The organism is Sphingopyxis sp. (assembly GCF_034380315.1).
In the GTDB taxonomy this organism is placed as follows: Bacteria; Pseudomonadota; Alphaproteobacteria; order Sphingomonadales; family Sphingomonadaceae; genus Sphingopyxis.
The window spans coordinates 1-23,537 of sequence record NZ_JAXMPB010000008.1 but is presented as its reverse complement, the minus strand read 5'-3'; the positions used below and the strand labels follow the sequence as shown (position 1 = coordinate 23,537).

At 62.8% G+C, this 23,537-nt stretch carries 27 protein-coding genes and 2 pseudogenes; 22 read left to right on the top strand and 7 right to left on the bottom strand.

Annotated elements, in window-relative coordinates; all coding sequences use genetic code 11:
• Window positions 1-41: 41 nt before the first annotated feature.
• The 3 genes from U0S50_RS14480 (at window position 42) to U0S50_RS14470 (ending at window position 2,308) form a co-directional block, all read left to right on the top strand.
• A complete protein-coding gene (locus U0S50_RS14480) occupies window positions 42-1,052 on the top strand; it encodes a hypothetical protein (protein WP_062900455.1) in 1,011 nt (336 codons plus the stop codon).
• Between the two features lie 84 nt (window positions 1,053-1,136).
• Window positions 1,137-1,718, top strand: coding sequence for a hypothetical protein (locus tag U0S50_RS14475; RefSeq protein ID WP_062900454.1), 582 nt, complete (start codon window positions 1,137-1,139; stop codon window positions 1,716-1,718).
• Between the two features lie 17 nt (window positions 1,719-1,735).
• The gene (locus U0S50_RS14470) at window positions 1,736-2,308 is read left to right on the top strand and encodes an RES family NAD+ phosphorylase (RefSeq protein WP_322309455.1); all 573 of its coding nucleotides are present in this window, start codon (window positions 1,736-1,738) and stop codon (window positions 2,306-2,308) included.
• Window positions 2,309-2,746: 438 nt separating this feature from the next.
• Here the strand turns inward: U0S50_RS14470 and U0S50_RS14465 are convergent.
• The 6 genes and pseudogenes from U0S50_RS14465 to U0S50_RS14440 form a co-directional block, all read right to left on the bottom strand.
• A pseudogene (locus tag U0S50_RS14465) lies at window positions 2,747-3,373 on the bottom strand (transposase); the annotation flags it as partial.
• 131 nt (window positions 3,374-3,504) lie between these two features.
• On the bottom strand, window positions 3,505-4,221 hold the full coding sequence (locus tag U0S50_RS14460; RefSeq protein ID WP_062900452.1) for a hypothetical protein: 717 nt from the start codon (window positions 4,219-4,221) through the stop codon (window positions 3,505-3,507).
• 1 nt (window position 4,222) lies between these two features.
• Window positions 4,223-7,093, bottom strand: a complete 2,871-nt coding sequence (locus tag U0S50_RS14455) for an HsdM family class I SAM-dependent methyltransferase (protein WP_062900451.1) — start codon at window positions 7,091-7,093, stop codon at window positions 4,223-4,225.
• A gap of 37 nt (window positions 7,094-7,130) precedes the next feature.
• The gene (locus U0S50_RS14450; RefSeq protein WP_062900450.1) at window positions 7,131-7,310 is read right to left on the bottom strand and encodes a hypothetical protein; all 180 of its coding nucleotides are present in this window, start codon (window positions 7,308-7,310) and stop codon (window positions 7,131-7,133) included.
• Window positions 7,311-7,842: 532 nt separating this feature from the next.
• Window positions 7,843-8,445, bottom strand: a complete 603-nt coding sequence (locus U0S50_RS14445; protein ID WP_062900449.1) for an NADPH-dependent F420 reductase — start codon at window positions 8,443-8,445, stop codon at window positions 7,843-7,845.
• A gap of 23 nt (window positions 8,446-8,468) precedes the next feature.
• Window positions 8,469-9,221: a 3-oxoacyl-ACP reductase family protein gene (locus tag U0S50_RS14440; protein ID WP_062902942.1), complete on the bottom strand. Its 753-nt coding sequence runs from the start codon at window positions 9,219-9,221 to the stop codon at window positions 8,469-8,471.
• Between the two features lie 99 nt (window positions 9,222-9,320).
• Here U0S50_RS14440 and U0S50_RS14435 point away from each other — a divergent pair, with 99 nt between their 5' ends.
• From U0S50_RS14435 to U0S50_RS14360, 16 genes are all read left to right on the top strand, one after another.
• Window positions 9,321-10,253 (top strand): LysR family transcriptional regulator, encoded by a 933-nt coding sequence (locus U0S50_RS14435; protein ID WP_062900448.1) that lies wholly within the window; start codon window positions 9,321-9,323, stop codon window positions 10,251-10,253.
• Window positions 10,254-10,561: 308 nt separating this feature from the next.
• Entirely contained in the window at window positions 10,562-11,755 is a 1,194-nt protein-coding gene (locus U0S50_RS14430) for a hypothetical protein (RefSeq protein WP_062900447.1), read from the top strand.
• Window positions 11,756-11,812: 57 nt separating this feature from the next.
• Complete coding sequence (locus U0S50_RS14425) at window positions 11,813-12,202, top strand: hypothetical protein (RefSeq protein ID WP_232014692.1); 390 nt, start codon at window positions 11,813-11,815, stop codon at window positions 12,200-12,202.
• Window positions 12,203-12,221: 19 nt separating this feature from the next.
• The gene (locus U0S50_RS14420) at window positions 12,222-13,070 is read left to right on the top strand and encodes a hypothetical protein (protein WP_232014691.1); all 849 of its coding nucleotides are present in this window, start codon (window positions 12,222-12,224) and stop codon (window positions 13,068-13,070) included.
• A 62-nt stretch (window positions 13,071-13,132) separates the two neighbouring features.
• Window positions 13,133-13,369 (top strand): hypothetical protein, encoded by a 237-nt coding sequence (locus U0S50_RS14415; RefSeq protein WP_062900446.1) that lies wholly within the window; start codon window positions 13,133-13,135, stop codon window positions 13,367-13,369.
• Between the two features lie 139 nt (window positions 13,370-13,508).
• A complete protein-coding gene (locus U0S50_RS14410; RefSeq protein WP_062900445.1) occupies window positions 13,509-13,985 on the top strand; it encodes a hypothetical protein in 477 nt (158 codons plus the stop codon).
• A 31-nt stretch (window positions 13,986-14,016) separates the two neighbouring features.
• Window positions 14,017-14,559 carry a hypothetical protein gene (locus U0S50_RS14405; RefSeq protein WP_062900444.1) on the top strand — a complete coding sequence of 181 codons (543 nt, stop codon included), beginning with the start codon at window positions 14,017-14,019 and terminating at the stop codon, window positions 14,557-14,559.
• On the top strand, window positions 14,556-14,825 hold the full coding sequence (locus tag U0S50_RS14400) for a hypothetical protein (protein ID WP_062900443.1): 270 nt from the start codon (window positions 14,556-14,558) through the stop codon (window positions 14,823-14,825). The genes U0S50_RS14405 and U0S50_RS14400 overlap by 4 nt, the downstream gene beginning before the upstream one ends.
• A 66-nt stretch (window positions 14,826-14,891) precedes the next feature.
• Window positions 14,892-15,536 carry a hypothetical protein gene (locus U0S50_RS14395; protein ID WP_062900442.1) on the top strand — a complete coding sequence of 215 codons (645 nt, stop codon included), beginning with the start codon at window positions 14,892-14,894 and terminating at the stop codon, window positions 15,534-15,536.
• A 110-nt stretch (window positions 15,537-15,646) separates the two neighbouring features.
• Window positions 15,647-16,009 (top strand): hypothetical protein, encoded by a 363-nt coding sequence (locus tag U0S50_RS14390; RefSeq protein ID WP_232014690.1) that lies wholly within the window; start codon window positions 15,647-15,649, stop codon window positions 16,007-16,009.
• A 68-nt stretch (window positions 16,010-16,077) separates the two neighbouring features.
• Window positions 16,078-16,560 (top strand): hypothetical protein, encoded by a 483-nt coding sequence (locus tag U0S50_RS14385; protein WP_062902940.1) that lies wholly within the window; start codon window positions 16,078-16,080, stop codon window positions 16,558-16,560.
• 110 nt (window positions 16,561-16,670) lie between these two features.
• A complete protein-coding gene (locus U0S50_RS14380) occupies window positions 16,671-18,356 on the top strand; it encodes an ATP-binding protein (protein ID WP_062900440.1) in 1,686 nt (561 codons plus the stop codon).
• A 73-nt stretch (window positions 18,357-18,429) separates the two neighbouring features.
• The gene (locus tag U0S50_RS14375) at window positions 18,430-18,861 is read left to right on the top strand and encodes a hypothetical protein (RefSeq protein ID WP_062900439.1); all 432 of its coding nucleotides are present in this window, start codon (window positions 18,430-18,432) and stop codon (window positions 18,859-18,861) included.
• 481 nt (window positions 18,862-19,342) lie between these two features.
• Window positions 19,343-20,218 carry a hypothetical protein gene (locus tag U0S50_RS14370; protein WP_322309454.1) on the top strand — a complete coding sequence of 292 codons (876 nt, stop codon included), beginning with the start codon at window positions 19,343-19,345 and terminating at the stop codon, window positions 20,216-20,218.
• Window positions 20,219-20,313: 95 nt separating this feature from the next.
• Entirely contained in the window at window positions 20,314-20,601 is a 288-nt protein-coding gene (locus U0S50_RS14365; protein ID WP_062900438.1) for a hypothetical protein, read from the top strand.
• A gap of 121 nt (window positions 20,602-20,722) precedes the next feature.
• Window positions 20,723-21,157, top strand: coding sequence for a MucR family transcriptional regulator (locus U0S50_RS14360; RefSeq protein WP_062900437.1), 435 nt, complete (start codon window positions 20,723-20,725; stop codon window positions 21,155-21,157).
• A gap of 506 nt (window positions 21,158-21,663) precedes the next feature.
• On the opposite strand, the gene U0S50_RS14355 is transcribed toward U0S50_RS14360, so the two are convergent.
• Complete coding sequence (locus U0S50_RS14355) at window positions 21,664-21,882, bottom strand: hypothetical protein (protein WP_232014688.1); 219 nt, start codon at window positions 21,880-21,882, stop codon at window positions 21,664-21,666.
• Between the two features lie 157 nt (window positions 21,883-22,039).
• Here U0S50_RS14355 and U0S50_RS14350 point away from each other — a divergent pair, with 157 nt between their 5' ends.
• From U0S50_RS14350 to U0S50_RS14340, 3 genes and pseudogenes are all read left to right on the top strand, one after another.
• Window positions 22,040-22,519: a DUF736 domain-containing protein gene (locus U0S50_RS14350; RefSeq protein WP_062900435.1), complete on the top strand. Its 480-nt coding sequence runs from the start codon at window positions 22,040-22,042 to the stop codon at window positions 22,517-22,519.
• A 69-nt stretch (window positions 22,520-22,588) separates the two neighbouring features.
• Window positions 22,589-22,774, top strand: coding sequence for a hypothetical protein (locus U0S50_RS14345; protein WP_062900434.1), 186 nt, complete (start codon window positions 22,589-22,591; stop codon window positions 22,772-22,774).
• A gap of 66 nt (window positions 22,775-22,840) precedes the next feature.
• Window positions 22,841-23,410: pseudogene (locus tag U0S50_RS14340) on the top strand (hypothetical protein); the annotation flags it as partial.
• Window positions 23,411-23,537 lie beyond the last annotated feature (127 nt).

Here is a 23,537-nt window from a genome sequence, read left to right as displayed (position 1 = left end):
CTCGGTGTGGCGGCGGAATTGTCCGCAGGGCCATCGAGACGATGGAGGTTCCCATGACAGACCGTGCATCCGCGATCATTCGGATCGGCGGGGCGATCAGGAGCGATCTGATCGAGCCGCTGATCGACGCCATAGCGTGCGACCATGGAATGCTCGACTGGGTTGGAGCGACCGTCGATGCGTCCCACATTGTCGATGGCCAAGCCCTCGAAATCTGCGCCCATGGCCTGGTTGGCGGGCAATTCGATCAGGTCGAGGATTTCTGCACCCACCACGGCATTCCTTTTGTTCGCAATTCGGATCCGTGTGTCGGCGCGTTCAGCGCTCAGCGTGCCGTCTATACCGGCGAGGGCGATCCGCTATATTTCGACACCAACGGGTCGGACCATGTTCTCATGAGCCGGACCGAGTTGAATGGGCTCGGATCCATAGCCGCGGCCGACGCCTGGTTCGAAATTGCCGCATTCGTTCCGCCTCCGATTTCGATCGCTTCCGCGCCGGAAGAGCAGGGACCGTGGAGCCGCCGCGCCGGTCATCCGTTAGCCGACTGGAAATACGAGATCTCAAACGATGACACGCGTCTCGGCTATCTGGACTGGATTGCCGCCCGCGAAGCGAATGAGACCGGTGATACGATGCCAAGAGCCGAAGCCGTCGCCCCGGATGTTCCGCAACTCTATCTCCACCTCTATCATGGTCGCAAAGATCCCGATGAGAACCTCGAAGACTGGGGCAGTGATGGACCCGTCATCGGGCCGCTCGCTTATGTCCACACCACCTATATGTGTGACGTCAAATTTGCTGCCACACCTGAAGTGATGGACCGCTACTTCCCGGCGGTGATGTCCGATTGGCGGGCGCGAGGATTGTCGAACGTCGTCGGCCCGCTGTGCGATTGGCGCCTCACCATCTTCAACGATTATGTCGAGCATGACGGGGTCTACTACGGCGACTGGACGGTGTTTACTGCTACTCCCAGCGAGTTGAAGCGGCAGCCGCCAAGGCCACGGAGCCAGCGTGATGGCACGACGTCCGTCGACGTCCATGTTTGAAGGTTCATCGTTTCGGCGTCTGTGGATGGTTGAAAGCGTTCCCAATATGCCCTATATGAAACTCACTAAACTAGGAGCGCCGACATGTCTCGCACAGCCAGTATGGCCGCTATCGATGTAGATCGCATCCTGCGTGACCGCATCCTGGCAAGCGCCGACCGGATCATCAAGATGATGCCAGCTGCCGCCAAGACGGCGGCGATTGGCAGCATCGACGTCCCCGCGCTTGTCCTGAATATCGCGCGCGGCATTCCGTCGGTCGAAGCCGGCGATCCGGAACAGGCGGAAGAGATTACCCGGGCCATCGCCTTCAAACGGCGACTGATCGAAGCCGCAGGTGGAGCTTTCGATGCCGAAGCAGTTCGCAATCTGCTCGGACACAAGACAGTGCAGGCCGTCTACAAGGCCGCCCGGGACCGTCGCCTCCTCATGATCGATGACAATGGTGCCAAGCTGTTTCCGGCATTCCAGTTCGATGGCAATGCCATCCTCCCGGCGATTCCCCGCGTTCTCGGTGCTGCACCCGGGGCGAGCGGCTGGGCGGTCCTCCAGTATCTGGTGAGCGGCGACGACGGTCTGGGCGACGCGCGGCCGATCGACCTCCTAAGGGGCAATCAAGACGATGTCGATCGTGTCGTGCGTGTCGCCCAAACACTCGACGACTGACAATGGCGGCAAAATCGATGATGCCGGTGGCGACGATCGCTGCCGGACGGACGCTGCACCGTGTTCATGGCAAATCCGTCGACGCGCGCTGGTATGGCCGCAAGGACGCGTCCTGGCGCTGGGACGATCCCGACGGACAATTCGGCGTTCTTTATCTTGGGAAAACACTGGTTGGCCCGTTCGCGGAAAGCCTGCTGCGGAAGCCCGCTGACCGGGACCTGTTATGGGACCGTGTCGAGCAGAAGCGCGCGGCTACGTTCAAGACCAGACGAACACTACGCCTTGCCAAGCTGCATGGCCCCGGTCTCGCCTGGTTTCAGACCACCGCTGCCGGCGTAGCGGCCGATTTCGATCCGGTCACCAATCCTGGTGGTTACGACATTACGCAACGGATTTCCGCGATCGTTTATACCGAGACGGCGTTCGATGGCATCCAGTATAGGTCGCGCTTCGACACGGACGAACTTTGCATCGCATTGTTCGAGCGAGCGGATCCCGCAATCGACCTGACCGGTGAGAATCTGCAGATCGACAAGGGCTGGGTCCGCAAGATCCTCAAACCGCGTGGATTCGAACTCATAGAATTCTAGATCCACCGTCGATCCCGGTTGCGCGTTGAGCTACATATTTTGCAGTGGATTTTTCACTTTTGCGAGAAACCGCGCAGGAAATGAACCGCCGAGCGCGGACGTTCGAGGCGGATACCCAGCATTTCAAATTCATTCCTGTTCCCGGAACCTCACCACGCCGGCGTATCGCGCTCGCCGGGCAATCGACTTCGATCCAGACAGCGCAAAAAAATGCGGCGACCATCGAAGCTGACCGCCCAGCGCGATAATTGTTCCGACAACAGTGTCACGGTCTTCGACGACTATCCTGGCCGAGGAGAAGATGTCGATCCGCCCGTCCGAATCGACCTCAGAGGCGACGAATGATTGTCGGCTTAGCGCCCTATTCTGTTGAAGAAGTCGCCCGGCGGACTGCGGAGGGTGGAAGCGGACGGGAGGCGAACGGCCTCCCCACCTTGATCAGGCGGTGGCGAGGTGCTGGATCGGGAAGATCTTTGCCATTTTCCGGAGGTTTTGGGCCGCGGCGGCGAGGTGGAACTCGTCACGGGCACCATTGGGGCCGCGCAGACGCAAGCGGTCCAGTTTCAGGATGCGCTTGAGGTGGGCGAACAGCATTTCGACCTTCTTCCGCTCTCTGCTCGACACAAGATAGGCGTCGGTTGTCGCGATATCGCGGGCCATGTCGCGCGCGCCTTCGTGGATTGAACGCGTGATCTTGCGGGCTGGCGCATTGGGCGTGCATTGCGGCTTCAGAGCACAGCCTTCGCAGTCGTGCTGACGCGCGCGGTAGCGGATGGAGCCGTCCTTATCGATCCCGGTGCGCGGTGTACTGAAGTTGCGATTAGACCGCCGCAAGTGGTTGCCACCCGGGCAGATATAGCTGTCGTCGTCATAATCATAGATGAAGTCGACGCGCTCGAAGCTGCTGTCATTGCGACCGGATTTTTCGAACACGGGGATATGCGGCTCGATGCCTTTCTCTTCCACCAGCCACGCCAGGTTCGCGGCGGAACCATAGGCTGCGTCCGCTACAAGCCGATGCGGCCAGATGCCGAAGCGCTCCTGCGTCCGGTCGATCATTCTTCGCCCGGTCCATCGTCATCAGCTGGGAAATAGCAATGCCGCCGCGCGGTAGCTCGAAATCGGCTATCTCCACGGTCCGCTGCATCGGCCTCGCTCCCTCCCTTCGGCGCATTGGTCAGGCAGGTACGCGTGACCTACATTTCGATCCAAAGGTGATCGATGAGGATTGGCGCTAGGCCAGGCTTCCGGACATGGTTGGACTGCAGAGCGGCAAGACGCGCTCCGGCGTCATGGTCGTGCAATGTGATCTTGTCGCTTTCGGACCATCCTTCCACCGGCTCCGCCACAATGCCGTCGATCCAACTGTCGAGCTGCGTTCGCCAGAAGACACAATCTTCGGCCTGCAAGTACCCGATCATCGCCGCGCGATTGTGTGCAGCCCCATGGTGGCCCGCCTTGAAACGCTGGATTCCGCCCGCGCTGCTGAAACGGCTGATCAGATATTCGCGCTCGTCGCGGTCAGAGCCAGGAGGCGTGGGGAGGCGCTTGCATTCCACGGGCAGTAGGGTCTGATACTCGGTGTACGCCCGCCCTTCGATCCATATGACATCGCCGCAGGGCGCGACGGCGAGATCGATTGCGCGATTGCCGTTGGTTTCGTCGGGCTCCTCGCGCCGGAACTGAAGAAAATCCCATCCCGGAGCGTGCCGTGTCAGGCTGGCGAGGCGCGCGCAGAGTTGCGCGGTCAACTTCGTCTCCCCTGTCGCCGTTTCGCGCGCAGGATCGTCGCGCCATCCCGGAAGGGCATCGCGTAGGAAGCGGATCAGGGATGAGAACCATTCGCCGGGAAGATGCACGCCGGCGTCAAGCGAACCCGCATGACCAACGCTTTCACCGTCGTCGGCCAGCATATCAGAAACCCTGGCCTCGCAGATCGGCGAGAACATCGTCGGCATCGCGGAGCGCGACCGATCGGGTCCAGAAACGGTGCCGGTCGGGTTTGAGCAGAAAAACGAATTCCTTGTCGTACAGTCGCGTAATCCGCGTGATCGTCAGGCTCGAGCCCCGCCGCTCGCGCAACAAGCTGTCGAGTTTGATGCGTAGTTCATCGGCACCCGTCCAATCGACTTGGCCATCACCGAAGGCAAAGGCCCGGCAAATAGCGCCGGACCATTTTTGTGCGGGAAGCGGGCGCAGCGGCGTGCGCGAATAGATCGCATTCAACTGCCGCGTGAACACCTTGTCGAAGGCTTCAAGGGCCGCTGGCGGGGCTGCCTGCATGACGGCGGAACCCGTACCAAGCCGAATGAAATCGCGCTGATGCTCGACGATGTCTTCAGCAATGATCCTTTCGTTATCGCTGAGATCCAGATTCCCGCTTTCGGGATAGGGTAGGGCAAGCACGTCTGCGTTTAGGATCGCCGTCGCACGCTGCGTAAACAGGCGGGGGCTGATGCCCGCGATATAGGCTCGCAGGGCTACCGACTCCCGTTCAAGCCATTCGCCAATCGCCGCGAGTTGAGGGAGCTGACCGCGTGGTGCCGCAAGGCCGACGATCTCGTGTTTATAGGTTAGATAGTGACCCGTCCACATCCCGTGGTGCAGATCTTCATGCTCTTTGATGAGCAGGAGCGGCGGCGTAAATCGGCGCTCCGTCTTCGTATCCTTGATTGGTTGCTTGGGCACGACGGCAAGATTGCTCGTGTCGAGACCGGCGCTGGATAGCGCGCTGGTGGGAAGGAGCGGTTTGCCGATGAGATGGTTGGCGGGGCGCGAGATACCCTTCTGTCCCGCAATATAGCCTTCGCCGAAATCCCATTGCCGCTGTTCGGCGAATTGTCGCAGCGTAGGATAGGTGCGCAGCCGCTTGATCAGATCGTGCGCCCGGCTGCCCCCCAGCAGATTGGCCCGCCAGATGTCCCGCGACTGTTGAGCATCGATGTTGCTGATCCAGTGAAGATCGTAATAATCAATGTCGAATCCCTGCTCTGCGGTCGCCCGGCCGTTGCGCCGGAAAGCTGCGTGCAGGAGGCGGCCGTCGACTTCGGGATCTTCCGCCTCTGCGATTACGACGACAATCTTCGGATCGGCGTTTCCCTTTTTGAACAGTCCCCGGACGGATACAAAGTCCAATAGCTCGCGGACACGCCAGGTTTTGAAGAACGCTTGGCGGACCGAATGGGCATTCTGGTTGTACAGGAACCCCGACGGCTCGATCATTGCGAGAATGCCGCCTTTAGTCGCCATCGCCATGGCTTCGTGGAGGAACAGGTAGGCGAGCTGCTTGTCGGCGAGGGGGCCGTACTCCTTCGTATACGACGCGGCGCAATCGCGAGCACCCTTGGTCGTCAGCGACGAGGCGAAGGGCGGGTTGCCGACAATGATCGCGACCTTCTGCGCGATAAGGCCATTTTTCTTTGCGTCGAAAAAGCAGCTCCAATGGAGCGTCTCGCCGGCAAGGCGTGGGAAGAGCTTCACGCTGGCGCGAATATCCTCGGGCTTCAAGGCGTCGCATAGGCTGAGGCAGAGGCTGAATGCTGCGAGCTCGACCGCACCTTCCTCGAGATCGACGCCATGAATGCGCTGGAGCAGCCCGCGAAGAGTTTCCACGCCGGGATGCACCCATCCGTTGCGCGAACGCCAATGGAGCACGAGCCGCTTGTACGCCTCGACGAGGAAAACGCCCGAACCGCATGCCGGATCGAGGATGACTCCGTCGCTTTCCATCAGCGCGTCGATCCGATCCCAATCGAGAACCTCCTCGAGCATCAGTCGAACAAGCGCCGGCGGCGTGTAGATGGAGCTGGCCTCGTCTTTCACGAAGAGCTGGTAGATGTTGCTGATCAGCTCGACCGGCAGGTCTCGGAACGAATAAAGGCGCCAGAAGCTGAGCTGGCCGGTTTCATCTTCATAGCCCTGCACCAATCGCGCATAGCGGGCGAGATCGGAAGTTTTGGCCAAGGCGGCGCGTTCGCTGTCGCGAAGTCGGAAGACATGGCCGTTGAATCTTGCCTCAAGCGCTTCGAGCAGCCTGATCAGCGCCGGACCGTCGGCAAGGACCTCGAAGAAGCGAGAGGCACCGGGCAGGGCGCTCGCGAAATCATGGGGGAGCAAGACCAGTCGCTCTTCGAGATATGCGATCAGCAGTGACAGGATGAGCAGCCGGCGGCGCAGCGCCGGGTCAAGCAATTCGCTGTCCGAAAGCTGTATGGCGAGCGCGCGGACCCCGGCGACCAGTTTGCGGTGAGCCGACTTGGTCGCGGACAGCATGAGCAGGCATGCGTCGGGGTCATCCCAGATCGCGCCATTGCGGATTCGCTGCGCGTCCCACCAGACATCTTGCTCCGCGATCGCCGCGCCCAATTCCAGCGTGCGGATCGGATTGCATATCGGACGATCGTCCGTACCGACGAAATCCGGCTGGTGTGCGCAGCGAAACAACTGGATGACGCCCGGTCCTGCGCGATAGACCAGCGGCACGCCGCCCCAGCTCCATAGTCGCTTGTGGAGTTCGGCAAATCTTGTGTCGTCGGGATGATCCTTGGTGTCGAAGACGAACGCCTGCGCGACCGGGGTCCGTCCTTGTCGCTGCGCCTCGAAGAAGACCGCGCGTGCCCCATAACTGGCCGCACGCTCGATCATGGCTACGACATCCGGATTCTGCCCTTCGCGATCGAACGAGGCAACCGGAACCAATCCTTCGACGGCCGGGACGTCCCCGCGGCCGATCGAAAACAGCCATTCGGCGCCAGCGAACGCCGCATCGGGCGCGTGCACTGTCATCGCCGGAGTCCGGTCAGCCGCGACGGCGCCGTCAGCATCACTTCTGCCGCTTTTTCTTCGTTAGCGCGAAGCCTTCCTTGAGAAGGTCTGTCATCGTCATGCCTTGCGCGACAGCGAACCCTTTGAAGTCCTTCTTGAAGTCGGCGCTCACCTTGAAATTGAGCGATTTGTTTTCGCCATCCGTGGCACCATCGTCTACGATCTGCTTGTCGACCATCAGGCGAACCTCCCCACTGCGGACCGCCGTGGGCCGTGCGCATCTGGTGGAGAAATACAGAAATCGGCCTTTCTTGCAATCCACAAATGTGGATTGCAAGAAATCTGGATATCCAGAAATCAGGAACCTGGGAATGGTGAGCACGCGTCGTCCTCGAATTCGGTCTCCGATTCAAATGTCGCAATAGAACAAATAAGGAACAAATGCACCAAGCAATCCGCGTGGGTGCAAATTGTGACTAAGGATGCGTTGGGTTTTCTTCCTTTCACCGGCTGTGCGGAATGGCGGGGAGGCGAATGCGCCTGCATCGGGGCCTACCTCGGGTCGCGCGCGCCAAACGGCTGCAAGTAAGGTGCATTGGGGTGGCCGCACTGCGCTCAGCATTTCTCCGCGTCCGCTTTCAAAGATTCGTGACCGAAAGCGGCCTGACCGCAAACGTTGAGAGTTTCGGACGCCGCCAGGCGTCAGAAAGTCTTCGGTGCACCGGCCAGTGGCGGCGGATTGCACTTCAATCCGCCGCCGATCGGTTTGATCAGTCGAATTTGACCAAATTCAGAGCAGGGAGCGGTCCGCCCGGGAACTGGACGAGGCGTCCGCCGGTCGCGAGCGAGCCGAGATCGATCCCGGCAAAGCCGAGCCGGTCGATCAGCGCGCCGACCTTGGCCTTGGCCGGGGCATCGTCGCCTGAGTAGAAGAGCACGCGATGGCCACCTTCACTGGCCGGATCGCGCGAGACGAGATGCGGCTGAAGGTGGTTGAATGCCTTCACCACCCGGGCGCCCGGCACCATGTCGGCGAACACTTCTGATGACGCACGCCCTCCAAGGTCGAAAGGCTTGAATAGCGGCGCTTCGATCGGGTTGTTGGTGTCGACGACGATGCGGCCGCCAAAGTCGGGCAGGTCGGCGAGCGCGGCCGGAAGCTTCGACCAGTTCACCGCGACGAAGACGATATCCTTCGCGGCGGCTTCCTCGCGCGTTCCGGCGGTGATCGCCGGACCGATGGCCGCGACGACCTCGGCGAGGCTCTCGGGGCCACGGCGGTTGGCGAGCGTCGCCGGGATATCCTTGTTCGCGAGCGCGGTGGCGATGGCGCGGCCGATGTTGCCGGCGCCGATGATGCCGATGCTGGGCATGACGATAGTCCTTTCTGGTCGGGTCAGGCGGTCAAGCCGCCGTCGGCGACGATGTCGGCGCCGGTGACGAAGGCGGCTTCGTCGCTGGCCAGGAAGGCGACGATGCTGGCGATTTCAGCCGGCTGGCCATAGCGGCCGATTGCCATGCCGGGACCGACGATCGCGGCGACGGGGCCGTCGGCGGGGTTCATGTCGGTGTCGGTCGGGCCGGGGTGGACGGTGTTGACCGTGATCCCCTTGGGCCCGAGATCGCGCGCGAGGCTGCGGTTGAAGCCGGTGATCGCGCCCTTGGTCAGCGTATAGACCGACGCGGTTGGAAAGGCGGCGTAGCGCGTCATCGACGAACCGATGTGGATGATGCGGCCGCCCACTTTCATGCGCCGCGCGGCTTCCTGTGTCGCGACGAAGACGCCGGTGACGTTGACCGCGAGCATGCGCTCATAATCCTCGAACCGGAACTCTTCGATCGGCGCGTTGACCGCGACGCCGGCATTGTTGACGAGGATATCGATGCCGCCGAAGGCTTCGACGGTCTGGATGACCGCGGCGCGAACGGCGTCGGGGTCGCCCGCATCGGCGGCAATGGCGATGGCCTTCCCGCCCGCGGCTTCGATCTCGGCGACAACGCTCGCCGCGCTGTCGGGCGACGCGCTGTAGGTGATGGCGACCGCCGCGCCGTCGGCGGCGAGGCGGCGCGCGATGGCGGCGCCGATCGAGCGCGAGCCGCCGGTGACAAGGGCGGTTTTGCCCGTGAGGTTCTGGCTAGCTTTGGTCATGGTCTGCACTCCTTGTTGTGGGGTGAGACCAAGATGGCGCAATGTTTATGGCTCGATTAGTCGGTAATGATTTGCTATATATTCAATCATTGATTGAAAATGGAAACGCTCGCCAATCTTATATCCTTTGTGCGCAGCGCCGAGCTGGGCAGCTTTTCCGAAGCGGCGCGCCGGCTGGCGCTGACCCCGGCGGCGGTGAGCCGCAACGTCACGATGCTCGAACGCAATCTGGGGGTGCGGCTCTTCCACCGGTCGACGCGCAGGTTGACGCTGACCGAGGCGGGGGAAGCCTTTCGCCTCGCGATTGCGGGAAGCCTCGACGACATCCAGGCGGCGATCGCGGGGATTGCTTCGGACAGCGGGGAACCGGCGGGGGTGCTGAAGGTCAGTATGGCGCCGACCTTTGGCGTTATGCACCTGCTGCCGATGCTGCCCGCCTTCCTCGCGCGTTATCCCCGCATCCGGCCCGAATGGCATTTCGAGAATCGGCCGGTCGACATTGTTGCCGAGGGTTATGATGCGGCGATCGGGGGCGGCTTCGACCTGTCGCCGGGAGTCGTGGCGCGGGCCCTGGCGCCCGCGCATATCGTCGCGGTCGCATCGCCCGCCTATATGGCGGGCCGCGTCGCGCCGGGCGATCCTGCCGGACTGGTCGAGTTTGAAGGCATCGTCATGCGCTCGCTCCAGTCGGGGCGCATCCGCCACTGGATGATGCGCGATGCGGTCGGGAACGAGAGCGCGGCGACATTGCGTGAGGATATCGTCGTCAACGATCCCGCCGCGATGCGCGAAGTCGCGCGGCTCGGGCTCGGTGTCGCGCTTCTCGCGATGCCCGATGTGCTGCCGGAACTCGAGAGTGGTAAGCTGGTGCGGCTGGTCCCACGCTGGTACGCCGACGCGGGTGCGATCTCGGTCTATTATGCGTCGCGCACGCTGCTTCCCGGCAAGACGCGCGCGTTCGTCGATTGGGTCGCCGATGTTTTCAAACGCGAGCGGCTGGCCGAACGGTTTGCGGGTAGCTTGGGTAGTTAACGCTCAGTCCCGGAAAGTCTGCTTCTCGATGCTGGCTAGATAAAAGCTGCACGACCGCAACCGGTCAGAATTGCTTCAAAAGCAGCCCCGTGAGCGATTGACCAGCTTGACCGTTTGGCGGTGGCAGCGGGAACGGCCACTTTACCGCCCCGGCATCGAATGACGCTCTATCCTGAATTCGGATCGATCTCGACCGTCTGGACTGATCGTCGGCTTCCCTGCTTCAGAGGTGGAAAGGGGGTGAGGGCGGAGTGCGTCCGAAGGCTGATCGGCCTTCTGCGTAACCCAGCCAATCAAGGAGAGCCACCATGGCCACGCTTGCACCCACGACCGATCATCCCGTTTCCGGCGCCTATCGTGTCGATATTTCCCGCGGCCGAAATATCGGGCGCGTATCTTCTGAATGGTTCTCGCGGCCCGACGATGAGCGCTATCTTTCGCTGACCGAGCTTTACGCGGCCGTTCGTACCCGCGCCGACCGCTCCACGGCGCGCGTCGTGGATAGCAAGGAGATTCGCGTCGAGGCGCGCAGCGACAGCCCCGAACGCCTCTCGCTCATCGTTCCCGGTGAAGAACGGCCCGTTGCCCCGACCAACTGGTCGTTCGGACAGCTTTGCAGCCTTGTCAGTGCGCCCGCATCCTATCTGCGCGAACTGCCTGCGGCGCTCGCGGGGATCAACCTCCAGCACGGGCTCGTCGCGCACCGGGCCGAGCAGGTCAAACTCTACCAGACCCACGATGGTCGGAACGAATTACGCGCTGCCACCGGTCCTGACTATGGCCGGATATTCGATCACGAACTCGTCGCCGCGGTGATGAAGATCGCCGGCGACGGCGTCGGGCAGACGCGGTGGAAGGTTCCGGGCGTGCTCGACTGGTCGAACATGTACTATAATCCCTATGTCGATGTCAGCCGCGACACGACCACGCTTTATGCCTCGGACCGCGATGTCTTTCTTTTTCTGGTCGATGACACGCACCCGATCGAGGCGGGCAAGCTTCCGAACGGCGAGCCCGATCTCTACTTCCGCGGCTTCTACACCTGGAACTCTGAGGTCGGCGCGAAGACGCTCGGCATGGCGACCTTCTATCTCCGCGCCGTCTGCATGAACCGGAACCTCTGGGGCGTGGAGAATTTCGAGGAGGTCAAGATCCGGCACTCGAAATTCGCTGCCAACCGCTTCGCGCACGAAGCCGCGCCGGCGCTCGAGCGTTTCGCGGACTCCTCGCCGATGCGCTTCGTCAGTGGCGTCAAAACCGCGCGTGAACGCATCGTCGCCCGGAAGGACGAAGATCGCGAGGACTTTCTGCGCAAGCGGGGCTTCTCGAAGGCCGAGTCCGCCAAGATTGTCGCGACGGTGCTGGGCGAGGAAGGCCGCCCGCCCGAGAGCATCTACGACTTCGTGCAGGGCATCACCGCCTTCGCCCGTACCAAGACCCACCAGGACAGCAGGCTCGATATCGAGAGCAAGGCCCGCAAGCTCCTCGAAGCCGTCCACTGACATTCTGCGCCGCCGGACGCGATCGTCCGGCGGCCAATTTTCCGAAGGAGGAAAACCATGGCCGACGCACGCCACACGCTGCTTGAGACGATGCAGGATCTCATGTCCAACTATCTCGTCGATGAATGCCCCGACCATGTGACGTGGGAAGATTTCGATCCTGATATCGACGGTCTGCGATCCACCGTCATCGACCTGCTCGACAAGTCACTGTCGCCGACCGCTCCGGCAGATATCGTCACCTATGTCGTCGACGTCGATTTCTATAGCGGCGATGACCGCTTCGCGACCGAGGTCTTCACGATCGACGCTTCGACGCCCGAAGGCGCCCAGCACCGCGCGCTCTCGCTGTCGCTCGACAGCATCTACAACGACCCGCGCATTCCCGACCTTTCTCGGACGGCCGCAGTCAAATCCACCGACGACGGCGCGGGCGATCCCGAATGATCACCGACCGGACCCAGCGGTGGCGCGAGCGCCGGTGCCGCTGGGTGCCGGGCACTGGGAGATCGACCCCGGAACCCTGTCCGTCGATATAATCGATACCCGGCGTGAGGCCGCGCCGTTCGTCAGGGAACATCATTATGCGGGGGCGATGCCGGTCGCACGGCTCTCGGTCGGCCTCTTCGCCAATGGCCGCGGCGGACGATCGGAACTCGTGGGCGTTTGCGTCTTCTCGCACCCGGTCAATAATGCAAGCGCTCCGAAAACGGCGGGCCTCGGCGATCCGCGCGCGGCGTGCGACCTTGGACGTCTCGTCATACTCGACAGTCAGGGCGCCAATTCGGAATCGTTCCTGGCGGCACGGGCGTTCCGGCTGCTCCGCCGCCAGAAACCCGAGATTCTGTCGGTCATATCCTATGCCGACCCGGTCAGGCGCGTCGATGCAGACGGACACGTGTTCCTTCCTGGCCATGTCGGCGGCCTCTACGCGGTGATGGGAAGTCGCTACACCGGCCGATCAAGCCCGCGCGTTGACCTCATCCTTCCCGATGGGCGCCCCATATCGTCGCGGGCAATATCCAAGATCCGCAATGCCGAATGCGGTCAGAGATATGCGATGGAGGATTTGATCCGAGCCGGTGCCCGCGCGCCGCGCCTCGGTGAGGACCGTGGCGAATGGCTCGCCAGCCTAGAACACACCGGCTTTTTGACACGGCGCCGCCATCCTGGCTGCCACGCCTATCTCTTTCCCTTGACGAGGGCGGTCCGGATCGCCGCGCGCAAGGTGCCGAGCCTGCCTTATCCCATCCTAGACCGGGCGGCGACCGGAGGCGACGTCACAGCGCTCCCGCTCCTCGACCTCGCTGCCTAGGCGGTCCTTTCAGTGATCGGCGGCGACGACTGCCCAAATCTACTCGTTCACGGAGAAAGCTCATGCACATCATTTTCCAGATTCAAGGTCGGATGGACGTGCCTGACGGCACCACTCCCTCACCCGGCATCGAGAACCAGTTTCGGCTTCCCTCAGGGCAAATTATCTCGGTTCACCCTGTCATCGAGCTGGCAAGCGGCCTCGATGCGGATGGCCATCGCGATCTCACCTATACGGAAGCCGCGGGGTTGGGAATTCTCCTCGACCTGTACGATCGAACAGCGACTCTCCGCACATAGAATTGAGCCCAGGCTCGATACTCCAGCACGGCCTGAAATTCCCGACAAACAGCGACCGACAGCGCAGCCATCGTGGTCGCTGCATGGAGAAGAGGGAGAGGGGCTCGGGTGATCGTCCAACTCAGGAGGTATACTACCCATGAAAATCGAACTTCGCCGCATCACCTATAATGCTGCGCTGTCGCAGGAAACCAGCGCCTACACGGCCGACGTCTATATCGATGGCGAACTGGCCTTCCATGCCCGCAACCAAGGGACGGGCGGCGCTGACTTCTTCCATAAGGTCGGCCGCTGGACCGAGATGGAAGTCAACCAATGGCTGGTCGCGAACCGGCCGCAGCAGTCCTTCGGCAAGTTCACCTACGATCATGACCTCGAGGTCGAAGTCGGCGATCTCCTTGCCCGCGAACTCGAACGCCGCCGATTGAAGCGGCTGATGCGCACCTTTGTCGTTACGATCGAGCGTGGTCAGATCTTCCAGTACCCGCTGCGTAAGCGCCCGGCCGACACGATCATCAGTGCGGTCCTGGCGACCAATCCCGATGCGATCATCGTCAATGGCGCGCGCGACGACCTGCTCCGCCAGGCCCTGGACATCCACCTATCGCAGAAATGAGCGACCAGCACGAACGCCAAGGAATCCGAACATGGCCAACAACTATGTCGAGACGGCCTTCAATGTGCCCGTCACGCCCGAAGAAGCATCGCTGCTCGAGGAATGCTTTCTTGTCGCCGAGAAACTGTCCGGCGATTTCGAGGGAACACCGAGCGGGGAGATGGCGGCGCTCGCGTCGCTCTACGCCGCCTGCAGCGATGCCTTCAGCAAATTCTTCCCCAAGCAAGATCACGAAGAAGATCCGTTCGCATCCTTCCTCGAACTCTGGCCCTATCCTGATATTCCCTCATTCGATGCGGACATCACGATCGACGACAATCGCGACGATACGGGCCGCGTCGCGTTCATTCGCGGACATGAAGCCGATGTTGAGGCGCTCGCATCGCTGATCCAAAAGGTCTGCAAAAGCGCGCTTCCCTTCGGTTTCGAGTGGGCGTCTACCTGCGACAAGTTCAGGCCGGGCCAGCATGGCGGCGGATATTTCGTCATCACCGGCACGGAGATTCTCGGCACCTCGACCCGCGAGATGATGGACGAAACGCTGCGATCGGTCCGCCCGGGATTGAGGACGTGACCGGCATCACCAGCGCGAGCGTGACGCTCTATGTCGATGTGTGGGACGAGCAAATCATGCGGCAATCGGCCTTTGCCGCCTATGCGCAGACGAGCGGAACCGCCGATCAGTCCGATTTTGAACTGATGTGCGGGACACAGGGCCAGCCCGATATCTGCGCATGCCTCAAGATGATCTTCGATCCCGGCCCGAGCCCGCTGGGCGTCCAGATCGAGGATTGCTGTGCCGAGCTAATCGATAATTGCGAACCGCAACTGGCCGACTGAAGCCGGAGGAGAGGGGGATGGGCAGGGGCGGGCGCGATGGGGCGCCCGAAGGCAGGAGCCTATCCCATGGCTTACGATATCGCGTTCCGATTTCAGCAAGCGCTCGATCCCTCGGGGCTGTCGACGCTTCCCGCCTGTCTCCACGCGCTGACCGCCGCGATCACGGATTGCCGGAACGCGGGCAAGTCCGACGATCTCGATCCCGCCGTGATTTTGCTGGCACGCCATCTCGGCGCCATCGCGAGAGACTTGGGCGAGGGTGACAGTCTGCTTCGCCGCGCCTGCATGGACCGGATTGCCGACATGCGAGGCAAATCCGCCCTCGCGGTGCTCGCGCAAAAGGGCGTCAGCTATGACGAGCAGGCCAAGAAGCTCTTCCATAGCGATGGCCGGAAGGCGCTGAAGCGCCTCGCCGACGCGCTTTGCCTCGCCGACGGAAGCTACGACCTGCGCTCGAACAAGGGCGGCATCGCGGTCAGCGGCGAGATCGTCCTTCATGGCGAAGGCATCTATGTCCAGCTCGGCCTCGGCATCGGGTCCGGCCGCGAGGTGATGTTTCGCCGTGTCGCAGGTCGACGAGACTATTGCGGCGACCGCAATCATTGGGCCGCCATTGGCGAACTGCTCGAGCCCGATCGCCTGGCGGCGCGCATCCGCCGCGACCTCCATCTCCCCAACCCCGGATCGCCGCCCCTGCGGCTCGTTGCCTGAGGAGCAAATCGATGGAAATCATTGTCTCCCGTTCCCGCCTCGCGGGGACGCCGCCCCATTATATCTACCGCGTCCTGGTCCCCGCCGACGGCGTCGCGGCAGAACGACGCATGATCGGCGGTGCGTCCGCTGCGCCCAAGATTGCGGGGCGGATCGCATGTGTTCGCATGGCGCCCATCGTAGCGCCCGAGCGCTATTTGATGATGAGCCCCGTCGAACGTGCGGCCCTCGCGCCGCGCATCGGGGCGCTCAGTCGCAGGATCGAATTGCTGATCATCCGCTCGATCTTCCCCGAGATGACAGCGGACTCGGTGCCGATCGTATTCGAGCTCGACCATGACCCAGGCGATGCGTGCGTCTGGATCCAAATCGCGGACCTCACGGCCGCGTTCGATCGCCTTGAGGCCAACCTCGACATTCTCACGGCCTTCGACCTCGGTCTGCGTCAGGGCGACAATTTACGCGCCGCCTGATGTCGGTCGGCCGAGTCCACGAAACCTGCAACCTCGTCCTGAAGCCACCCAAAAAGAAAGGGTCTGAAATGAGCGTTATCGGACATAATCACATACGAAAGGTCGAAACGTTCGACGGCTACGATATCATCGCCCACCCACTGCCGGCGCGCGATGATCGCGTCTACTATCCGACGGAACCCGACGGCTGCAGCGCCGGCGTCACCTATGCCTCGCACAATGTGATGATCGCAAGGCCGACCGGCATCGGCAAGAAGGGCCGCCTCGCCATATTGATGCACCATGGCGGCGGCCGCCATGTTCTCGAATTCTACGAGGGGCTTCTGCCGGTCGCTTCGGCCCTGCTCGCTCTTCCCGAGCGCGAGCAATATGCGCTTGCCTACACGATCTTCGAGCAAGCCGACGAATGCGCGATGGGCATGCGCGCCGCCGAGGCGCGGCGCTGGGCCGAGGCCCATGTCGATGGCCGCATCCGCAAGCGCCGCCGCGGTCGCTCACAACAGGTCTATGTCGAAACCGAGGCTGAGCGAGCCATTCGCCGAAGCCGATAAGCGGGGCCCCTGATGACGGGCCCATGCGCCCGCTTCCCCTGGGCTAGGAGGAAAGGGGGAGCGGGGCGGTGCGGCAGCAATGATGTTGCCCGGCAACCGGAGATCCTGTCATGACGCTTCCCCGCGAGATTCGGCCATCGGTCGGCGATGAACTCATCACGAAGGTATCGCGCCTGTTCAATGGGACGATCACCGACGTTCTCAACGAGCTGTTCCAGAATGCCCGCCGCGCGGGCGCCGGACGGATCGACGTTCATCTGGGCGACCACGAGGGCAGCTCGAGCCTTCACATCGCCGACGATGGCCGCGGTATCGACGACCCTGCTTCCTTCGTCACGCTTGGGCGCTCTGGCTGGAGCGACGAGATCGCGCAGCGCGAGGACCCGGCCGGCATGGGTGTGTTCAGCCTGGCCGGCAGGACCGTGACCGTGCGGTCCTTCTCGCGGGTCGCAGACGAGGGCTGGACAATGACCATCCCCGCGGACGGCTGGGAAGGAGCGCAGCCCCTGGCTGTCGAAAACTGTCGCATCCGGGCGGGCACAGAGATCATCATCGCCATGCCCAAGGAATGGCTCTGCAATCTTCGGGGCCAGATCGAGGCCGCTGCCAAGCATTTCCCCCTGCCTGTCCACTTCCACGGCGCACTGCTGCCGCGTGAGGATTTCCTCGAAGGGGCCCATCGGGTCGAGGAATGGAACGGTTGCCGGATCGGCATCTTCCGCGCGAATTATGATCTCGCGACTGAACCGCGGATCAACTTTCACGGGGTCAAGGTCGCCTGCCGCTTGCCGTCGGTCAAAGAGGTCGATGGTTCGTATCCCTGGACGGCCCGGATCGACATCGTCGACGCGCCATCGTTGCAGCTCGTGCTCCCTGCGCGCAAGGAAATGGTCGATAATGCCGCGCTCGCTTCGCTGCGGGTAGCCGTTCAGGCCACCATTTATCGAACCATTGCAACCGAGAGCAGCCACCGACTTTCATTCCAGAACTGGCAGCGCGCAGCCGATCTCGGCATCGAACTTCCCGAAGCCAGTGCCTGGCTCTCCGAATGGTGCCCACGCACGGCGGACGATCGTGGCGGCGCCGAGGGCGCCCGCATCGAGGCCGTCCCGATGATCCTGATTCCCGATCATGACGCCGATATCGAGCAATGCGCGGCATCGCTGCTGACCGAAGAGAGGCTCGGCTTTCGTGCCGTCCGCGCCGAGGACGCGTTCGCGGGCTACAAATGGTATGATGACCTTCCCCGCGTCACGGGCCTGTCCTTTGCGACCGAGATTGACGGGCGTCAGATTCACTACGCCGACGGCGATGTGATTTGCTCGGACACATTGTCTGGCCGCGTTCCTATGATCACGCTCGAAGTTCCAGTCGTCCGCTGCGCCGCGTCCGACGAGCCGATCGCGACGTTGAACTTTCCCGTCGACATGCTGGTCTGTGCGAATGGCGGAAGCGGTCTTGATGAAACCCATGTCTTCGTTCGCGAAGGAGCCACTATCGCGCCGGCGGCGCTTGCGCAGATGATCGAGGATTGCTGCTTTGCCTACGACGAGGATTGTAGCAGCGATAGTTGGCACACCCAGCACCGCGATTTTGAACGCGATGCCCGCAAATTTGCAAATGAACTGCTTCTTGGAGCCGATGAAGCGCTCGCCGAGAACATCCGCGCCGTTTTCGCCGAAGAAGTTCAATGGATGATCCCGATCGGGCGGCGGCTCACGCTCGAGGCCTATCACGGCAATGTGCGGGTCGCGTTGGCGGCCAATGACGCCGACCCTGAAACCACTGTGGCATGACGATGCCGGAATCTTGAACCGAGCGGGCGATCCGTGGTCACCTGACCGGCCCAATTCCCGAGGAGTCACTCCCATGGCGGAAGACGAATTCGACGATCTCGTCGACAACGCGACCCATGCGGTCAACAATTTGATCCCATCCTCGCTACTCGCCGGAATGGATGCCGAGGGGAGATCGCATCTCCTGAACCTGATCAACGATGCTCTTGCGCCCATCTTGCGCGACCTCGGCCCTCCCGAGAGTGGCGACGCGGGCTCCGCGAGGACGCGCCTTTCGACGATGGCCGCGTTCCTTTCCGAACTGATCGAGACGCATATCGACAAATGCGAGAACGCCGGGGGCGGTCCGGACGAGCGCCCGCCGCACATCGTCTCCGAGGCATTTGGCACGCAGGCTTATATCGCAAGCATCGCGACCAGCTCCAGGATCGATGCCGCGCATATTCATGTCGTGTTCGAAGACGGTGATGCCTTCCGGCTCACGATCAAACGCGTCGGCACCTGAAGGCGGGCCTCTCCTCATCCACTTCGACTGGACTTTGTCATGGCGAACGCTGAACCATCGATCCGATTGTCGCCGCGGCGCGCGGAACTCGCCTCCTTCGAGCGTTGCTATGCCGTTGCCGTCAGGCGGTGCGCCGCCAGCGGTCGCGCCCAGTTCATCGTGAACACTGGAGAGACGCTGCGGCCTTTCAGGGTCTCATCGCGACCGCCCGGCAATGGCGAAAGGTTGACGACCCTCGTCGCCTGACCGGCCAATACGGAGGAGGGAAGGGAGAAGCATCGGCGAGGATCGTTGGAAGGGTATTCGCCGATGACATCTTCACGCCCGCAACATTCGCACCGCTTCTTTCGGCGATCGCTCGGCTGCCGGTGCCGTTGATATGGCTACCGCGCTCGCCCGCCTCTCGTCTGATGTCCGGCCACACCCGGGTCTTCCGGACGATCCTGCGCTGCCACGTCCGCCGGTCATCGCCGCATGGGGCATGGGACTCGATAGCACGGCGATGATCATCGAATGGATCGCGCGCGGCCGACCCCTGGACCTCGTGCTGACGGCCGACACCGGCAGCGAGCGTCCGGAAACCTATGACTATCTCCCGATATTTCAGCGCTGGATGGATGCCCGCGGCATAGCGCACGAGATCGTCCGCTATGCCCCGAAGCGCTTCAAGCATTGGCCGCCCTATTTCTCCCTGCTCGAAAACTGCCTCACCAACGCGACCCTGCCCTCGATCAGCTTCGGGCGTCACAGTTGCAGTCAGAAATGGAAGATCCAGCCACAGGATAAATGGGTCGAGAGCTGGGATCCCGCGAAGCAGGCGTGGGCACGCGGCGGCAAGGTGATCAAGCTCATTGGCTACGATGCATCGCCGGCGGACAGCCGCCGGTATGCGCACCGCGAGGGGCATGTCGACCCGCGCTATGACTATTGTTACCCCTTACGCGACTGGGGTTGGGACCGGCATCGATGCGCGGCTCGCATCAAGGCCGAAGGCCTTCCCGTTCCCGTCAAGTCGAGCTGCTTCTTCTGCGCCGCGATGAAGCCGCACGAGGTTCAGACCTTGCCCGCTTGGTGTCTGCGCCTGATCGTCCTGATGGAAGCGCGCGCGGCCCCCCGCCTGATCAATGTCGAAGGCCTGTGGCGGCGGTCCACCCGTGCGCGGCCCGGTACGATGACCGAGTTCATCCGGGACTGCGGCCTGTTGCCGCCCCGCGAGATTGCCGCGATCGTGAACGGCGCACCCGTCGCCCTCGTCGAATTCCAGGCAGTCGCGGCGCAGATCCCGATCGAAGAGCGACCGCCGCTCCGCGAATGGATCGACCGGTTCAACGCCGGTGTCACGCGGCTCGCGGCGTGACCATCGAGCACCGCGGATCCGAATTCGCGGATCGAACAGCAGGAATCGGTTCGTTGAATTGCCCTCGACCAGAGCCTCCCTTCAAGGAATACGCCATGGAAACCGGACAATATCTTGTGCTCAGCACCGCCCATATTCGCTGCGCGACCGGGCAGCTGCTCACCGCTTGGGCAGACTATCCGCCGCACAGGCGGCCGCTGTGCGTCGCGCCAACGCAATATGGCTGGTTCCTCCATACGATGACGCTACCGCCCGAAGCGCAGCGCTGTCTCCCCAAGGAACTGCCCGCGATCCTGGCGCTCGGCCGCGACAACGGCTGTGATTATGTGCTGCTCGACAGCGACGGACCGACCGAGGACTTGCTACCGACGTTCCCTTGGTAGGTCCCTGTAAGTGTCTGGATGAGATAGTTCGGTGTCGGACTGCCGATTACTTGCCCTTTGTTCCCGGTGGAATGCCTGCTATTGGTAAAGTTAGATAGCTTGGCATTCGAAGGGTGAACGCATGGACGATTCCGAAACGCTCGTAACGCTGACCGCCGATATCGTGGCTGCTCATGTCAGCAACAACAGCGTCGCGATATCCGACATTCCCCTCGTCATTCGGTCCGTCCATGAAGCCCTCGCCGGTCTTGGCGTGACCGAGCCCCCCGAAGTCAAACAGGAGCCCGCCGTCTCGATCCGCGCCTCCGTGAAGCCCGATTACATCGTGTGCCTTGAAGACGGCAAGAAGCTCAAGATGCTCCGCCGCCACCTGATGACGGCCTATAACATGACCCCCGACGAGTATCGCGCGAAGTGGGACCTTCCCAAGGACTATCCGATGGTCGCGCCCAATTATGCCGAGACCCGCCGCACTCTCGCCAAGGCCATTGGCCTCGGAACCAAGGGTCGGGGCGGCGGCGGCAAGGCCCCGCGTGGCCGCGCCAAGGCAAAATAGCCCGGTCTTATCCTCCGGAAGGTCCCGCCCTTAGATCGTCCGCGCTTTGGGCACGCCTCAATGAAATTGGTCTTGACGTTGGCCGCCGCTCTGTGGGCGGTCCGGCGACCTTCACGCGCAACACCGCGACCGCGCCGTCACCGGACCGCGAGCTACCGCTCGCTCTGACCCCTCGCATCGCGGAATGACACTACCGGCGGCGTTAGCGGCCGCCGCCTCTCTTATCTTGAGACTGCCGTCCGACCGATCGCAGGCGCGCCGCATTGGCAGCGCGCCTGCGGCGCGTTCGAGACTCTGTCCCCTGGAATAGCCTGGCACCGGACTGTTGTGCTTGATCCGCAGATGGTTGGATGTCGCTGCGGGGCGGCTGTCCGCTGCCGCGGGCACCGCCGCTCTATCTCCGCGGCGCTGCGCGCCGCTCCGACCGAGCTCCGGCTGCGCCGGATCTCGGCCCTGAAGGGTAACGATTGGCTGCCGAAAGGGAAATGCGCGGGGGCCGGGTGGAGCTAGGCCGGTCGGCCGCGCCGACGGGATGGCGGGGGACTGACCTCGCACGCATCGGCCGAGACTTCGAGATCGATCGCGAGCTGGCGCAGCGCCCGCGCGGCCCCGAGCCGCTGGAGCCCGTCACCATGCGCCGCGGAACTGCCGCGATCCGCGCGCGACCGCGCGAGCCGCGCAACCGTCCTCATCGTCTCGGCATCCATGCGACCTGCATAGCGCATCCGCGCGCCTGAAGCGAGCGGGTGCGTGAGGGCGCGAGGGCGGGTGCGACCGCAGGCCGCGGCGCCGGACGGCGGCGGCGGGACAGAGAGGAGAGGGGGACCTTGGCGGGTGTCGCTTCGGGATTGGCCGGAGCGATGAACGTCAAAGGAAAGTCCCATGAATATTGGTGAATTCAGCAATCGGAACGGCCGTCTGATGGGGTCGATCGCGACCCGCACCATCGATCTGCCGCGTCTCGGCCTTCGTCCGGTCGAGAGCGATCACGAGCGGGCCCCGGCCTATGAGATCGTCGCGCTCAACGTCGGCAATCGCTGGGTCCAACTCGGCGCTCTCTGGGAAGCCGTCGCCAAAAATACCACCGGCGAAGTCTTCCTTCAGGGCTCGATCGACGACCCGAGCCTCCCGGAACCGCTCCCGATCGCGCTCTTCGGGTCCGAGCAGGATGGCTACCGCGTCGCGTGGCGGCGCCCGCAGCGCCGCGACGACTTCGGTCCCGCGATCCGCTCGTCGCGCCGCGACTATGGCGACGGTGAGCAGGGCGGCGGGTTCGGCGAGAGCACCGCAGGCACCGACGGCGCGCTGATGGATAATGGCGCGGGCGCCGGCGCCGACGTCGATGATGAGGTCCCGTTCTGACGGTCAGGCTTGACGGGCCGGGGGCTTCGGTTCCCGGCCCATTTTTCTCATCCAGCTTGGGAGGCCGTCATGGCCCAGATTCGTCTCATCGAATGCGGCGCCGTCATCGCCGCTGTCTTCGACATCGTCGCCGGAACCGCGCTCGAACCGCTCGCGCCCGTCCTCGCATGGGAGGTCGTCAACGGGCTGCGCCCGCTGGACGGCATCGCTGCCAGCCCGGCGCCGCGGAAGCCTGCGGGCGCAACGCTCCACTGATCCTCGTGCGGCCGGGCGGCGCAGCCGCTCCGGCCGATTTTCATTTTTGCTGACTGGAGGCCCATCATGACCAACGCCAACCCCGCGTCCGTCGACCGCTTCGCCGACCTGAAACAGCTATACGCCGAGGCCATCGCCACGCCTGAATTTCAGGCCGCCTTCGGCGACCCAATCCCGCTCTCGATCGTCTCCGCCGGGGACGAGCCGAGCGATCTCGACATGCCCGAGCCTTTCGCCGCGCAGGCCGAATGCGGCGGCGTGATCGCCGCGATCTTCGACCTCTTCACCGACACGCGCCTCGAAGCGTTCGCTCCGGACATCGCATGGGGCTTCGTCAATTCATTCCATTTCACGGCCGGAAAGCTTGCGCGCCGCGAAGATTCAATTGCGCAGGAACTCGGTGATCTCGCGCGCACGCCGGACCTCAGCGAAGTCTATGCGACGAGCCTGGAGGAGAAGCAGCTCCTCTGCCGCTCGCTCGCGGAACAGCGCGACGCCATCGAATGCATGCGCGATTATGCCGCCGAAATGTATCGCGCGCTCACCGGCTGGCCATGGTCGCCGGCGAAGGGAACCCGGGCGTCGTCCGTCTCGATGGCGAGCCAGATCGCGGCGCAAGATTTTCTGCGCGAGCGGGTGATCTGCCCCCTTCTGAGTGGTCCAAAATTGATGATATTTTGGACGACGAAGGAGATATAGAATGCCGAGCAAAAAGCATCGCCCGGAAGAGATTATCGGCAAGCTACGTGAGGCGGAGGTTGTG

What these genes read in the sequence shown, in the direction of transcription:
- U0S50_RS14480 (WP_062900455.1), top strand. Translation starts at nt 42, where the DNA reads ATGGAGGTTCCCATGACAGACCGTGCATCCGCGATCATTCGGATCGGC.
- U0S50_RS14475 (WP_062900454.1), top strand. Translation starts at nt 1,137, where the DNA reads ATGTCTCGCACAGCCAGTATGGCCGCTATCGATGTAGATCGCATCCTG.
- U0S50_RS14470 (WP_322309455.1), top strand. Translation starts at nt 1,736, where the DNA reads ATGATGCCGGTGGCGACGATCGCTGCCGGACGGACGCTGCACCGTGTT.
- U0S50_RS14460 (WP_062900452.1), bottom strand. Translation starts at nt 4,221, where the DNA reads ATGCTGGCCGACGACGGTGAAAGCGTTGGTCATGCGGGTTCGCTTGAC.
- U0S50_RS14455 (WP_062900451.1), bottom strand. Translation starts at nt 7,093, where the DNA reads ATGACAGTGCACGCGCCCGATGCGGCGTTCGCTGGCGCCGAATGGCTG.
- U0S50_RS14450 (WP_062900450.1), bottom strand. Translation starts at nt 7,310, where the DNA reads ATGGTCGACAAGCAGATCGTAGACGATGGTGCCACGGATGGCGAAAAC.
- U0S50_RS14445 (WP_062900449.1), bottom strand. Translation starts at nt 8,445, where the DNA reads ATGCCCAGCATCGGCATCATCGGCGCCGGCAACATCGGCCGCGCCATC.
- U0S50_RS14440 (WP_062902942.1), bottom strand. Translation starts at nt 9,221, where the DNA reads ATGACCAAAGCTAGCCAGAACCTCACGGGCAAAACCGCCCTTGTCACC.
- U0S50_RS14435 (WP_062900448.1), top strand. Translation starts at nt 9,321, where the DNA reads ATGGAAACGCTCGCCAATCTTATATCCTTTGTGCGCAGCGCCGAGCTG.
- U0S50_RS14430 (WP_062900447.1), top strand. Translation starts at nt 10,562, where the DNA reads ATGGCCACGCTTGCACCCACGACCGATCATCCCGTTTCCGGCGCCTAT.
- U0S50_RS14425 (WP_232014692.1), top strand. Translation starts at nt 11,813, where the DNA reads ATGGCCGACGCACGCCACACGCTGCTTGAGACGATGCAGGATCTCATG.
- U0S50_RS14415 (WP_062900446.1), top strand. Translation starts at nt 13,133, where the DNA reads ATGCACATCATTTTCCAGATTCAAGGTCGGATGGACGTGCCTGACGGC.
- U0S50_RS14410 (WP_062900445.1), top strand. Translation starts at nt 13,509, where the DNA reads ATGAAAATCGAACTTCGCCGCATCACCTATAATGCTGCGCTGTCGCAG.
- U0S50_RS14405 (WP_062900444.1), top strand. Translation starts at nt 14,017, where the DNA reads ATGGCCAACAACTATGTCGAGACGGCCTTCAATGTGCCCGTCACGCCC.
- U0S50_RS14395 (WP_062900442.1), top strand. Translation starts at nt 14,892, where the DNA reads ATGGCTTACGATATCGCGTTCCGATTTCAGCAAGCGCTCGATCCCTCG.
- U0S50_RS14390 (WP_232014690.1), top strand. Translation starts at nt 15,647, where the DNA reads ATGATCGGCGGTGCGTCCGCTGCGCCCAAGATTGCGGGGCGGATCGCA.
- U0S50_RS14385 (WP_062902940.1), top strand. Translation starts at nt 16,078, where the DNA reads ATGAGCGTTATCGGACATAATCACATACGAAAGGTCGAAACGTTCGAC.
- U0S50_RS14380 (WP_062900440.1), top strand. Translation starts at nt 16,671, where the DNA reads ATGACGCTTCCCCGCGAGATTCGGCCATCGGTCGGCGATGAACTCATC.
- U0S50_RS14375 (WP_062900439.1), top strand. Translation starts at nt 18,430, where the DNA reads ATGGCGGAAGACGAATTCGACGATCTCGTCGACAACGCGACCCATGCG.
- U0S50_RS14370 (WP_322309454.1), top strand. Translation starts at nt 19,343, where the DNA reads ATGGGACTCGATAGCACGGCGATGATCATCGAATGGATCGCGCGCGGC.
- U0S50_RS14365 (WP_062900438.1), top strand. Translation starts at nt 20,314, where the DNA reads ATGGAAACCGGACAATATCTTGTGCTCAGCACCGCCCATATTCGCTGC.
- U0S50_RS14360 (WP_062900437.1), top strand. Translation starts at nt 20,723, where the DNA reads ATGGACGATTCCGAAACGCTCGTAACGCTGACCGCCGATATCGTGGCT.
- U0S50_RS14355 (WP_232014688.1), bottom strand. Translation starts at nt 21,882, where the DNA reads ATGCGCTATGCAGGTCGCATGGATGCCGAGACGATGAGGACGGTTGCG.
- U0S50_RS14350 (WP_062900435.1), top strand. Translation starts at nt 22,040, where the DNA reads ATGAATATTGGTGAATTCAGCAATCGGAACGGCCGTCTGATGGGGTCG.
- U0S50_RS14345 (WP_062900434.1), top strand. Translation starts at nt 22,589, where the DNA reads ATGGCCCAGATTCGTCTCATCGAATGCGGCGCCGTCATCGCCGCTGTC.